The 13,278-nt window shown below is 38.2% G+C and carries 11 protein-coding genes; all 11 read right to left on the bottom strand.

Annotated elements, in window-relative coordinates; all coding sequences use genetic code 11:
- Positions 1–168 precede the first annotated feature (168 nt).
- Entirely contained in the window at positions 169–621 is a 453-nt protein-coding gene (gene rplI / locus IGL42_RS00055) for a 50S ribosomal protein L9 (protein WP_002356023.1), read from the bottom strand.
- Positions 622–626: 5 nt separating this feature from the next.
- Positions 627–2,651: a DHH family phosphoesterase gene (locus tag IGL42_RS00050; RefSeq protein ID WP_025189790.1), complete on the bottom strand. Its 2,025-nt coding sequence runs from the start codon at positions 2,649–2,651 to the stop codon at positions 627–629.
- Between the two features lie 156 nt (positions 2,652–2,807).
- The gene (gene rpsR / locus IGL42_RS00045; RefSeq protein WP_002356021.1) at positions 2,808–3,047 is read right to left on the bottom strand and encodes a 30S ribosomal protein S18; all 240 of its coding nucleotides are present in this window, start codon (positions 3,045–3,047) and stop codon (positions 2,808–2,810) included.
- A gap of 25 nt (positions 3,048–3,072) precedes the next feature.
- The gene (gene ssb / locus IGL42_RS00040) at positions 3,073–3,639 is read right to left on the bottom strand and encodes a single-stranded DNA-binding protein (protein ID WP_002364599.1); all 567 of its coding nucleotides are present in this window, start codon (positions 3,637–3,639) and stop codon (positions 3,073–3,075) included.
- Between the two features lie 44 nt (positions 3,640–3,683).
- On the bottom strand, positions 3,684–3,986 hold the full coding sequence (rpsF, locus tag IGL42_RS00035) for a 30S ribosomal protein S6 (protein ID WP_002356019.1): 303 nt from the start codon (positions 3,984–3,986) through the stop codon (positions 3,684–3,686).
- A gap of 174 nt (positions 3,987–4,160) precedes the next feature.
- Positions 4,161–6,662, bottom strand: a complete 2,502-nt coding sequence (gene gyrA / locus IGL42_RS00030; RefSeq protein WP_185776362.1) for a DNA gyrase subunit A — start codon at positions 6,660–6,662, stop codon at positions 4,161–4,163.
- 55 nt (positions 6,663–6,717) lie between these two features.
- Positions 6,718–8,667, bottom strand: coding sequence for a DNA topoisomerase (ATP-hydrolyzing) subunit B (gene gyrB / locus IGL42_RS00025; RefSeq protein WP_002359210.1), 1,950 nt, complete (start codon positions 8,665–8,667; stop codon positions 6,718–6,720).
- Positions 8,664–9,791 carry a DNA replication/repair protein RecF gene (recF, locus tag IGL42_RS00020; protein ID WP_010709099.1) on the bottom strand — a complete coding sequence of 376 codons (1,128 nt, stop codon included), beginning with the start codon at positions 9,789–9,791 and terminating at the stop codon, positions 8,664–8,666. Before recF ends, gyrB begins: the two co-directional genes overlap by 4 nt.
- A complete protein-coding gene (yaaA, locus tag IGL42_RS00015) occupies positions 9,778–10,023 on the bottom strand; it encodes a S4 domain-containing protein YaaA (protein WP_002356015.1) in 246 nt (81 codons plus the stop codon). Before yaaA ends, recF begins: the two co-directional genes overlap by 14 nt.
- 579 nt (positions 10,024–10,602) lie before the next feature.
- Positions 10,603–11,733, bottom strand: coding sequence for a DNA polymerase III subunit beta (gene dnaN, locus IGL42_RS00010; protein WP_002356014.1), 1,131 nt, complete (start codon positions 11,731–11,733; stop codon positions 10,603–10,605).
- A gap of 201 nt (positions 11,734–11,934) precedes the next feature.
- On the bottom strand, positions 11,935–13,278 hold the full coding sequence (dnaA, locus tag IGL42_RS00005; RefSeq protein ID WP_002356013.1) for a chromosomal replication initiator protein DnaA: 1,344 nt from the start codon (positions 13,276–13,278) through the stop codon (positions 11,935–11,937).

The following is a 13,278-nucleotide window of genomic DNA, read 5'->3' as shown; positions in this document are numbered from 1 at the left end:
TTTAGTTCACTTTTCAATTTCAAAAAATATACAAATAATAAAAATATAATGCTTTCGTTAATTTAAAGTGTTGTATATTTGATTTTTAAATATTATAAAAATAATTCGAGTAATTTATTCGGTATAAAAAAGAAGCCGGAGAAATCGGCTTCTTTTTTATCGATTGTATTATTCCGCTACGACATGAACCTTAATTTTCGCTGTAACTTCATGATGTAGTTTGACTGGTACGTTAGTGTAGCCTAGAGAACGAATTGGGTTGGCTAATTCGATTTTGCGTTTATCCAATTTTACATTGTATTGTTTGTTTAAGGCTTCTGCAATTTGTTTTGAAGGAATTGAGCCAAATAAACGGCTGTCTTCTCCAGCTTTTGCCTTGATCTCTACAACAGTCTTTTCATCTTCTAAAAAGGCTTGCATTTCTTTTGCTTGTGCTAAAACTTCTGCTTCATGTTTTTCTTGGGCTTTCTTTTGACCCGCTAACGCACTCATGCTCCCTTTATTGGCTTCTTTCGCATAACCATTTTTAATTAAAAAGTTTTGGGCGTAACCAGTTGGCACTTCTTTTACGTCCCCTTTTTTTCCTTTTCCTTTAACGTCTTGTAAAAAAATGACTTTCATTTCCTTCACTCCTGTTCATACATTTCATTAATATTTTGACGAATTACATCAAGTAGTTGCTCTTTTACTTCTGCTACTGTTACGTTTGATAATTGTACTGCCGCATTAGTAAAGTGACCGCCACCACCTAAATTTTCCATAATAATTTGGACATTAATTGAACCGTTACTCCGAGCACTAATGCCAATCTGTTGATCCGTCCGCTTGGTAATGACAAATGCTGCATTAATCCCTGCCATAGAAAGTAATGTGTCCGCTGTTTTGGCAGCTGTGACACTATCATATTCTTTGTCTTCACTCCCTGCAACAACGACGGTATCTTTTGTGACATATTCGCTTTTAGAGATTAAGTTGTTCATTTCCAGATAGCTTGTAAGATCAGAACTTAATAGATATTGTACTAAAGATGAGTCTGCTCCACAAGTTCGTAAATAACTAGCCACATCAAATGTTCGCGCCGTCGTTCGTGTATTGAAACTTTTCGTATCAACCACAATTCCCGCCAACATCATGGTTGCTTCAAAGGCCTGCAGTTTATTTGCGCTATTACTTTGGTATTCGATCAATTCTGTGACTAATTCTGAAGCAGAAGAGGCAGAAGATTCAATATAAGAAAGCAAGGGTTTTGCTGGAAATTCGTCTCCTCGTCGATGGTGATCAATGATTACCACTTTATCAAAACGCTCATAGAGCTCTTGTGAGATCGATAGAGACGGTTTATGGTAATCTACCATAACTAATAAGCTACTTTCTTTCTTGCGCTTCATGGCCTCTTTAGGACTAATAATGCGCTCTTCTAATTCTGGGTACTCTTTAATCGCCTCTAACACTCTTTTGACATCGGGAATGATTTCATTTTCATCTAAAACAATCCACGCTTTTCGATTATTAAACGAGGCTAAACGAGCAACACCAAATGCTGAACCTAACGCATCCATATCTGGATAACGATGGCCCATAATATAGATATCAGCTGATTCCGCAATAATTCCCTTAATTGCCATGCTCATTGCGCGAGAACGTACTTGGGAACGTTTCGTCGTTACTGCCGTTTTTCCACCAAAAAATAACGGCTTCGCTTCATCTTTGGCTTCTTTTACAACCACTTGATCGCCGCCACGTACTAAAGCTGTATCTAGGTTTGTTTGAGCCGTGGTCCCGGTTTGATCTAAGGTTGGCCCCCCATAAGCAATCCCCATGCTTAACGTAATGGCTACTTCATGGTTAGCTGATTCCTTACGGATCGTATCCAAAATAGAAAATTTTTCGTCCATCATTTTTTGAATATCTTCCCATTGGGCAATGAAAAAATAACGTTCTGCATTGATTCGCTTATAAAAAACTTTGTATTGGTCCATCCAATCAGAAACCATCGTCGTAATGAAACTATTCAAATAAGAAATTTCTTTCTCGTCCATTGTATCGGTGACATCATCATAATTATCGACAGACACAATGCCAATAGCCGTTTGCATTTCGACTTTTTCTTGATACAAATTACTTTCTTTAGTGATATCTTCAAAAGTAATTGTATGTTGTTCTTTATTGACGCTAAAGCGATAGGTATTTTCGTCAATCGTAAAGATATCTTGGTTTCGTTCTGCTAATTCTAAATAAGACGTAACTTGGCTAGCGGTTAACGTTAGCTGATTGTCTTTATTAAAAATAGAAGCAGCATAAGGATTAAGCCATTCTACCGCGCGTGTTTCCCCGTTATACGTAATAATTCCCACAGGTACTTCATTCACAACATAATCCAACGATTGTTCAGCAATGGAACTTGCTTCTTGAATCTTTTCTACGTTCGTAATTTCTACATCTCTAATCAACAGCCGAATAACCACTAAGAGAAAGATATCTAATGCGATAATTACCGCCAATAGCAGCCATTTATTTGTTAGTAAGTAATAGAGGAGAAATTCTACTAAGAGAAGACCCACAACAATTAAGAAACCGTTTTTTTGAATTCTCTTCTTTTGCATTTTTTTGCCTCCAATCTTTCTGCAGACCTTTGAGGCGACTTGTTCCAACGAGCATATTGCTCTGGTGATTCACTAGTTATTTCATCCTTTATTTTATCACAAAACACTTCATTCTGCGAACCTTGTTATGTTTCACGTGAAACACTAGTCAAGATAAAAAAGAACCAAAGAGCAAGCTCTTTGGTTCTGGAAATTGTCATAAAATTATTGTTCGTCACTAACGAATGGTAATAATCCCATGATACGTGCGCGTTTAATAGCAATCGTTAATTTACGTTGGTTTTTAGCGCCAGTACCTGTAACACGACGTGGTAAAATTTTGCCACGTTCTGAAATGAATCGTTTTAACAATTCAGTATCTTTATAATCGATGTATTCGATGTGGTTTGCTGCAATGTAGTCGACTTTCCGACGTTTACGTCCGCCTCTTCTTTGTTGTGCCATTCTTGTTCCCTCCTATCAAATTCGTTTAGAATGGTAAATCATCATCTGAAATGTCGATAGATGAACCTGAGCCACCAAATGGATCAGAATCTTTATCGAAATCAGGCATACCGTTATTGTTTTGCGACTGAGAAGATGATGGATTGAAACTATTGTTGTTGTTATTAAATCCAGAACCGGCATTGTTATTACCAAAGCTACGATTTTGTGATTGATAACCATTTTCGTTGTTATTAAAGCTACCGCCGCCAGTTCCTCTTTGTTCTGAAGCAGAACGAGATTCTAACAATTGGAAGTTTTCACAAACCACTTCAGTTACGTAGACACGTTGACCTTGTTGGTTCTCGTAGTTACGAGTTTGAATTCTTCCGACAACACCTAATAATGTACCTTTACGGGCATAATTAGCCATTGTTTCTGCGGGTTTACGCCAAATCACACAGTTGATAAAGTCTGCTTCACGGTCACCATTTTGATTCGTAAAGTTACGGTTTACAGCAAGTGTAAAGGTCGCAACAGCTGAACCACTAGCGGTGTAACGTAAGTCAGGATCTTTTGTCAATCTTCCGACTAATACAACGTTATTAATCATTCAAAACATCTCCTTTCGTCAATAAATGTTTCATGTGAAACAAATTATGCTTCTACCTTCACGATCATATGACGGATAATATCGTCATTGATTTTTGCTAAACGATCAAACTCGTTGATTGCGCCAGCTGTTGATGGAGAAGTAACATTAACGATATGATAGATGCCTTCACGGAATCCGTTCATTTCATATGCTAAGCGGCGTTTTTCCCAATCTTTAGATTCGATAACTTCTGCTCCGTTATCTTTTAAGATTGTGTCGAAACGTTCTACTAAAGCAGTTTTTGCTTCTTCATCAATGTTCGGACGAATAATGTACATGATTTCGTACTTCGTATCTTGACTCATTGATTTTCACCTCCCTATGGACTTCAAGGCTCTTAGTTGGCTAAGAGCAAGGAGAACATACCTAAAAAGGTAGTTCACAATCTCTAATTATATGCTAATTGATGGACAAAAGCAAGAAATAGTTTTGAAAAGCCCCAATAAAAAAGTTTCGCCAACTGGCGAAACTTTTTTATGTTATTCTTCTGTTTCTGATGTTGTTTCGTTTTCTGTTGTTTCTACAACTTCAACGATTTCTTCTTCCACTTCTTCTGGTTCTACAACGGCCATTGTTACCACTTTGGCACCATCTTCCATTCTCATTAAACGAACCCCTAATGTTGCGCGTCCTGTTTGAGAAACAGAATCAACGTTAAAGCGGATAATGACGCCTTTGTTCGTAATCAATAAGATATCTTCATTCCCATTGACCGTGGTTAAACCAGCTAATGGACCATTTTTCTCAGTGATATTTGCTGTCTTAATCCCTTTACCGCCACGTCCTTTAACTGGATATTCAGAAGCTTTTGTACGCTTACCATAACCATTTTCAGTAATGACTAGGACTTCTTTATTTTCATCCAGAATCGCTGCGCCGACCACATAATCATTTTCGCGGAGACGGATTCCCCGAACGCCTGATGCTGTCCGGCCCATATCACGTACAGTATTTTCATCAAATGTGACAGAGTATCCTGCATGTGTTCCGATAATCATCTTCTGATTGCCATTAGTCGTTACTACGTTAACTAACTCATCATCTTCTTTTAAGCTAATGGCGATTAATCCATTACTACGGATATTAGAAAAGGCTGTTACGGCTGTCCGTTTGACAGTTCCTTTTAAGGTTGTGAAGAACAAGTATTTACCTGCTTCCGCTTTGCCCTCAACAGAAATAATCGCTTGAATTTTTTCTGCAGAATCAATTCCCAGTAAGTTAATTACTGGAATTCCTTTTGCTGTTCTACCGTATTCAGGGATTTCGTAACCTTTTGCTCGGTAAACTTTCCCAGTGTTCGTAAAGAATAATAACGTGTCGTGTGTTGAACAAGAAACTAGGTTTTTCACGAAATCATCATCGTGAACGCCCATCCCTTGGACACCACGTCCGCCGCGGCGTTGCGCCCGGAATTCGGAGTTTGCCATCCGCTTAATGTAGCCGTTATTGGTTAACGTAATCACGACTTCTTCTTCTTCGATTAAATCTTCATCTTCAAGACTTAGGACTTCACCTACTAATAATTCTGTGCGTCGTGCATCACCAAATTTTGTGCGAACGTCATTTAACTCTGTTTTAATGATTTCAATGACGCGTTCTGGGCGGGCTAAAATGTCCTCTAAGTCCGCAATGAATTTCAATAGCTCTTGATATTCATTTTCAATTTTGTCGCGTTCTAAGCCTGTTAAACGGCGTAAACGCATATCTAAAATCGCTTGCGCTTGACGATCTGAAAATTCAAAGCGTTCAATTAACGTTGCTTTTGCTTCGTCATCTGATTGTGATCCACGGATAATGGCAATGATTTCATCGATATGATCTAAGGCAATTCGTAGACCTTCTAAAATATGCGCCCGTGCTTCTGCTTTGTTTTTGTCAAAAATCGTCCGGCGAGTAATGACTTCTTTTTGGTGCTCGACGTAATTTTCTAAAATACGTTTCAAGCTTAAAATTTTCGGTACGCCTTTTTCAATGGCTAACATGTTAAAACCAAAAGATGTTTGTAAGGCAGTCATTTTGTACAAGTTGTTTAACACAACAGAGGCACTCACATCTCGACGAACATCGATGACGATCCGCATGCCTTCACGAGAAGATTCATCCCGCAAATCAGTAATTCCTTCAATTCGTTTATCTCTGTGTAATTCAGAAATTCGTTCGATTAATTTGGCTTTATTCACAATATAAGGCAATTCAGTTACTAAAATACGTTCTTTTCCATTCGGCATTTCAGTCAATTCAACTTTTGCACGAACAGTAATCGAACCTTTCCCTGTTTCATATGCTCGGCGAATCCCTGATTTCCCCATCACTAAACCGCCTGTTGGAAAATCTGGTCCAGGTAACACTTCCATCAATTCATTCGTCGTTACATCAGGATTGTCCATCAATAAACTTGTTGCATCAATCACTTCACTTAAATTGTGTGGTGGAATATTTGTTGCCATCCCCACCGCAATCCCCGTTGTTCCGTTAACTAGTAAGTTTGGAAAACGAGCAGGTAAAACTACTGGTTCTTGTTCTGAATCATCATAGTTTCCTTGGAAATCGACTGTATTTTTGTTAATATCTCGTAGCATTTCTAAAGCAATTTTACTCATACGTGCTTCGGTATAACGCATAGCGGCAGCGCCGTCACCATCGACAGAACCGAAGTTTCCGTGGCCGTCAACTAACATAGCCCGATAACTAAAAGGTTGTGCCATCCGCACCATTGATTCGTAAATCGCACTGTCCCCATGGGGGTGATATTTACCCATAACATCCCCAACAATCCGGGCTGATTTTTTGTGTGGTTTATCAGGGGTTACCCCTAATTCGTTCATTCCATATAAGATTCGGCGATGAACAGGTTTTAAACCGTCACGAACGTCAGGTAACGCGCGGGCTACGATAACACTCATTGCGTAGTCAATGAAAGATTCTTTCATTTCGCTGGTCAGATTGACGTCTTGAATGTTTTCTTTAATTTCTTCACTCATGAATTTTTTCCCCTCTAAATATATGTTCTAGCGTCTCTTACAACGTTGCGACACATTAAATATCCAAGTTTTTCACGTAATGGGCATTTTCTTCGATAAACGCACGACGTGGTTCCACACGATCGCCCATTAGCATTTCAAAAATTTGGTCAGCTTCAATGGCATCATCGACACTCACTCGCGCCATTAATCGTTTTTCTGGGTCCATTGTTGTTTCCCAAAGTTGGTGATCATCCATTTCACCCAACCCTTTGTAACGTTGAACACTTGGTTTTGGTGAAGCAGGTAATTCTTCTAACACTTTTGCTAGTTCCTCTTCAGCATGTTTGCCCGGTTGAACGTAGGTGATGTTTTTCCCTTGTTTCACACCATATAGTGGTGGTTGGGCAATATACACATAACCAGCTTCAACAATTGGCCGCATGAAGCGATAGAACAAGGTTAATAACAACGTTCGAATATGCGCACCATCGACATCGGCATCGGTCATAATCACTAGTTTGTGATAACGTGCTTTAGAAACATCGAAATCTTCGCCGAAGCCTGTTCCCATAGCTGTAAATAATGACCGAATTTCTTCATTGGCTAAAATTTTATCCATGCTGGCTTTCTCGACATTCAAGATTTTCCCACGAATTGGTAAAATGGCTTGGAATTCACGGCTACGGCCTTGTTTTGCTGAACCGCCGGCCGAGTCTCCTTCGACGATAAATAATTCGCATTTTTCCGGATCTTTACTTGAGCAATCAGCCAGCTTCCCTGGCAAGTTGCTAATTTCTAACGCGCCTTTACGACGGGTGACTTCACGGGCTCTTTTAGCGGCTAAACGAGCTTTTGAAGCCAACATGCCTTTTTCGACAATTTGTTTGCCGACTGTTGGATTTTCCATCAAGAATTTTGTAAAGTATTCTGAGAATAAACGATCCGTGACGGTCCGTACTTCTGAGTTTCCTAATTTCGTTTTGGTTTGTCCTTCAAATTGAGGATCTGGATGTTTGATGGAAACCACTGCGGTTAAGCCTTCACGAACATCTTCCCCAGTTAATTTTTCATCGTTTTCTTTCATCAATTTTTGTTTACGTGCATAGTCATTAATCACACGTGTTAAAGAAGTTTTAAAACCAGATTCATGCGTTCCGCCTTCATAAGTATGAATATTGTTGGCAAAACTTAAAATATTTGAGTGGTAGCCATCTGTATACTGCATTGACACTTCCACTGTAATATCTTGTTGCTCTCCTTCAATGAAGATTGGCTCTGGGAAAATAACGTCTTTATTGGCATTTAAATGCTCAACATAACTCTTAATCCCGCCTTCATAGTGATACTCTTTTTTATCTTCTTGTCCTTCACGACGGTCTTCAATTGAAATGTGTAAGCCTCGATTTAAAAAGGCTAATTCACGAACCCGTGTTGCTAATTTATCAAAATCATAAACGGTTGTTTCTGTAAAAATTTCAGGATCTGGAATAAAGTGAACAGTGGTTCCGTGACGATCCGTTTCTTCGATAACTTTTAGGTCATCAACAACCGCACCACGACGATATTCTTGGTAATACACTTTGCCATCTTTATAAACACGAACATCTAAACTGGTCGATAAAGCATTAACAACAGAGGAACCAACACCGTGCAAGCCACCTGATACTTTATAGCCGCCACCGCCAAATTTCCCGCCGGCATGTAGCACTGTAAACACTGTTTCCACAGCTGGGCGACCTGTTTTGGCTTGAATCCCGACTGGAATTCCACGACCATCATCGATAACAGTAATACTATCGTCTGGTTCGATAATTACTTGAATTGATTTAGCAAATCCTGCTAAGGCTTCGTCGATAGAGTTGTCAACGATTTCCCATACTAAGTGGTGTAACCCTTCGCCACTAGTAGAACCTATGTACATACCAGGACGTTTCCGGACAGCTTCTAAGCCCTCCAAAACTTGAATCTGACTAGCGTCATATTCTTGCGCACGTTCTCTCATGTTTTTTTCTTCTTCTGTCATGTCGCTGAATTCCTTTCTATCTTGCCTTGTTGAACATAGAAAATATCTGGTTCAACTGTTAGCTTGTCTTTTATGTGATCTAAACTAGTTGTCGTTAAGAACGTTTGAACTTTGCCTTCAATCGTTTCTAACAAGTGAATTTGACGTTCATTATCTAATTCACTCATGACATCATCTAGTAATAACACAGGATATTCTCCTGTTTCTGAATGCATCAAATCAATCTCTGCCAATTTAATACTTAAAGCTGTCGTTCGCTGTTGGCCTTGTGAGCCATACGTTTGAACATTTTGACCATTGACAATAAATAGCAAATCGTCACGATGAGGGCCTAAAAAAGTATTCGCTTTAAACAATTCACGCTTACGATTGTTCATTAATTGTTGGAGCAATTGATTTTGAAGTGCTTCTAAGGAAAGATCCGTGTTGTCAATTGGGATGCTTGATGCGTAGTCAATGGTGAGCGTTTCGCGTCCATGACTAATTTTTTGATGGAGTAAGTTTGCCCAGTGTTCTAATTTTTTAAGAAAACCTAACCGAGCGTATAGAACTTTCCCGCCAAATTCAGCTAGCTGCTCTGTCAAAATATCCAGATAAACAGTATCTGTTTGTTTCTTTTCAGCTAGTTGTTTTAGGTATTGGTTCCGTTGCTTTAAAACAGACTGATATTGGACAAGATCATAAAGATAAATAGGACTCACTTGTCCGAGTTCCATGTCAATAAATTTCCGGCGGACTTGAGGTGAGCCTTTCACCAAAGATAAATCTTCTGGGGCAAATAAAATAACATTCAGTTGCCCAATGTACGCACTGAGCCTTTTTTGCTCAATGTGATTAACCTTGGTTTTACGTCCTTTGTTGGAAATTAAAATTTCCAACGGCACGGTGCCTGTCTTTTTTTCAACCACACCGCTAATTTTAGCTGCTGCTTGTTCCCAGTCAATTAATTCTTTTTCATTGCTGGTTCGATGACTTCGTGTCATTGCTAGAACATAAATGCTTTCTAACAAGTTGGTTTTTCCTTGGGCGTTTTCGCCTAAAAAAAGATTTAACGTTTTTGGAAAATCTAAGCTGACTGTTTCATAATTACGATAATGCTGAAGTGTCAGCTCATTCAGCCGCATCGTCGGACTCGTTTCCGTTTTTCACCATAAAAAAAGTACCTTCTTCAGGTATCTCAATCATCATGCCCGCATAAAGTTTCCGTCCGCGACGATTTTCCAACTCGCCATCAACAAACACGCTATTATCTGCCAAATACCATTTGGCTTGGCCGCCACTACCAATGACGTTGATTTCTTTAAGAAACTGACCAAGCGTTATATACTCAGTTGCTAAAACAAACGTTTTTTTCAATGTGCATCCCTCTTTTTTCTAATACGTTCTCATATATATTATACCCTTTTTCATAAGAGAAAACAAATTTATCTGTCTAATTTTCATTCTAAGCAATTTTAATTCTAAATGACCGAAAATATTATTAGGATAAAAAAACTCTTAAAAAGCATTTTAAAACGGAAATTGATATTTTCTTGAGAAAAAAGGGGCCTGATTTGGCAGAAATGACGAGTAGCGTTTAACTAAAAAACAATTAGGGGTAACTCAAAGACAAACGAAGAGGGCGCGCAATGAAGAAAAGTAGCTTGTAGAGGTCTGAGCGTCGTTTTAAGCAACGTAAACTTCTTTCACTAGGAAATGTTCATAAAAAAATGAACAGCTCTTAAACGAAAAATTAAAGGGCTTTTTTCTTTATCCACGAAAAAAAAGGCAGAATTTATTCGCCAAACGATAGTTCAAACATTCACAATCATATTAGCGTAAAAGCTATTCTAGTTATAAAAAGCTTATCTAGCAGCGTTTATCGGCTTTAAACAGACGACAAAAAAGAACCTTCGGCGATCATATTGATTTTCCGAAGGTCTTTTTTAAACATGATTAATTTGTACGAACCGGTGTAATTAGTTGAATGAAATCTAGTTCTGTTTCGGTTGGCTCCAATGTAAACGGACGAATTGGAGAAAGGAATTTCACGGTAATATTCATATCGCCAAACGCTCGCAACGCATCTTTCATATAATCTGGGTTGAAAGAAATATCCAACGCTTCACCAGAAACATTTTCATAGTTTAAAGCTTCTTCGACTTTTCCAATTTCAGGTGAATTTCCATATAAAACAACAGAATCTGGTGAAATTGAAAGGCGAACAATATTGTTACGTCCTTCATGAGAAAGTAAAGAGGCACGTTCGATTGCTGAAAGCAATTCTGGTACATAAAATTCAATTTGCGTGTTATGGCTAGTTGGAATTAAACGGTTGGTATCAGGATAATTTCCTTCTAACAAACGAGAATAGAAGTACATTGTTTCTGTTTTAAATAGCACTTGATTTTCCATAATGCTGATTTCAACCATTTCTTCTTCATTGGTTAATGAACGAGAAAGTTCAGTTAAACTTTTTCCTGGAATTACAATGTTAAAGTCTTCTACTGCTTGTTCTGTCGGGATCACACGTTGACTTAAACGATGTGAATCTGTCGCAACGGCAAGTAATTTTTGATTTTCTAAAATAAAGTGAACCCCAGTTAAAATTGGACGACTTTCGTGCATCGATACAGCAAAACCTGTTTCACTAATAATTTTTGTCAATAAATGAACAGGTAATTTCATTTGGTTTTGAGTATCAATTACTGGTAAGTGCGGATAATTATCAGCATCTAATCCATTAACCGTAAAATCAGCTTTTCCTGAAGTAATTGCAACTTGATTGTTATCTAGAACTTCCATTGTGAACATATCTTCTGGTAATTTACGAATAATTTCGCCAAAGAAACGAGATTGTAAAACGATGCTACCTGTGCGTTCAATGGTCATTTGAGCTTTTTCATCATCTTTACTTAAAAAACTTTCAATTGAAATATCCGCGTTACTCCCAGTAAGTGATAAGCCATCTTCTGATAACACAATTTTAACACCTGTTAAGATTGGAATCGTTGTTTTAGAAGAAATTGCTCGTTGAACAGTTTGTAATTCTTGTAAAAAGACACTTCGTTTGACCGTTAATTTCATAATGTAAACTCCTTTTTAAGTATTTTCAATACGTTCTAATTTTGTACGCCACTGTTTTGTATATTATATATAAATAAATAATAAAAGTAATAGGGCATGTTGATTCTGTGGAAAAGTCAAAAGAGCATTGATTTTACTAAGTTATCCACTTGTGCATAAGTTGTGGATAACTTTGTTCTTTTTTGTTTAGTTTTCCACATCCTAAGAGTTCAATAAATTTTTAATTTCACTGACTTCTTTTTGAATCGCTGGATCTTTTTCCAATAATTGCTGAATCTTTTCGTGCGCATGAATCACCGTTGTATGATCTTTGCCGCCAAATTCGGCACCAATTTTTGGCAAGGAATTGTCGGTCATTTCTCTAGCAAGATACATTGAGATTTGACGAGGAACCACAATTGTTTTCACCCGTTTTTTCCCTTTTAAATCTTTAAGAGGCACATGATAATATTTGGATACTTCTTCTTGAATTTGTAAAATGGACAATTGATTTTTACTACCAACTGATTTTAGAGATTTCAAGGCGTCCGCCGCTAAACTAGTGGTAATATCTTCTCCATTAATAGTTGCAAAGGCTTGAACACGGACCAAAGCACCCTCTAATTCACGGATGTTGGAATCAATTTGACCAGCGATATAACTTAGTGTATCATCCGGAATTTCTAAACGCTCGGCATCTGCTTTTTTGCGCAAAATTGCAATCCGTGTTTCTAAATCAGGCGGGGTGATATCGACAGACAAACCCCAAGCAAAGCGAGAAACTAATCGTTCAGGTAATTTTGGAATATCATTCGGCGGGCGATCACTTGTTAAAACAATTTGTTTATTTTCATTGTAAAGATCGTTGAAGGTATGGAAAAATTCTTCCAATGTTGCTTCTTTTTCCGCCAAAAATTGAATATCATCGACTAATAATAAGTCAACATTGCGATATTCTTTCCGAAATTGTTCGGATGTCTTTGTTTGAATTGAGTTGATAAATTCATTCGTAAACGTTTCGCTACTAACATATTTGACTTTGGCATCTGGTTGATTCACTAACATTTGATGACCAATAGCATGCATCAAATGGGTTTTCCCTAACCCTACACCACCATAGAAGAAAAGGGGATTGTAAATCGAACCTGGATCCTCGGCAACAACAAGCGCTGCAGCGTGCGCCATTTGGTTTCCTTTACCAATAACGAAGGTGTCGAAAGTGTACTTAGGATTAAGCATCGCTTTTTTACTTTGTTCACTAAAAACAACTTCTTCTTCGGCAGGTTCTTCGAGTTCTTGTGCCAGTGCTGCGTCTTTTTCATCGGCAACAACAAAATGGGGCATCACTTCTGCACCGGTCAATTTAAATCCAGTTTCGACAATTTTTGCCGAAAGATTTTTTTCCCAGTAATCACGATGAACTGCAGAAGGGACTTCTAGCCACAATTGATTGTTGTCTAATTTCAAAGGGCGTGTGGTTTTAATCCAAGCATCAAAACTTGGCGCCGACAAAATCGCTTGATAGGCTTCTTCAAGGCTATGCCAAAAACTTTCCACGTCGGGCAT

The organism is Enterococcus sp. DIV0712, from assembly GCF_050554855.1.
In the GTDB taxonomy this organism is placed as follows: Bacteria; Bacillota; Bacilli; order Lactobacillales; family Enterococcaceae; genus Enterococcus; species Enterococcus faecalis.
The sequence above is the reverse complement of the archived record's forward strand: the minus strand, read 5'-3'. Positions and strand labels throughout refer to the sequence as shown.

Excerpts from the sequence above, each read along its gene's own strand:
- rplI (WP_002356023.1), bottom strand. The coding sequence starts at position 621 with ATGAAAGTCATTTTTTTACAAGACGTTAAAGGAAAAGGAAAAAAAGGG.
- rpsR (WP_002356021.1), bottom strand. The coding sequence starts at position 3,047 with ATGGCACAACAAAGAAGAGGCGGACGTAAACGTCGGAAAGTCGACTAC.
- gyrB (WP_002359210.1), bottom strand. The coding sequence starts at position 8,667 with ATGACAGAAGAAGAAAAAAACATGAGAGAACGTGCGCAAGAATATGAC.
- rpsF (WP_002356019.1), bottom strand. The coding sequence starts at position 3,986 with ATGAGTCAAGATACGAAGTACGAAATCATGTACATTATTCGTCCGAAC.
- ssb (WP_002364599.1), bottom strand. The coding sequence starts at position 3,639 with ATGATTAATAACGTTGTATTAGTCGGAAGATTGACAAAAGATCCTGAC.
- dnaA (WP_002356013.1), bottom strand. The coding sequence starts at position 13,278 with ATGCCCGACGTGGAAAGTTTTTGGCATAGCCTTGAAGAAGCCTATCAA.
- recF (WP_010709099.1), bottom strand. The coding sequence starts at position 9,791 with ATGCGGCTGAATGAGCTGACACTTCAGCATTATCGTAATTATGAAACA.
- gyrA (WP_185776362.1), bottom strand. The coding sequence starts at position 6,662 with ATGAGTGAAGAAATTAAAGAAAACATTCAAGACGTCAATCTGACCAGC.
- dnaN (WP_002356014.1), bottom strand. The coding sequence starts at position 11,733 with ATGAAATTAACGGTCAAACGAAGTGTCTTTTTACAAGAATTACAAACT.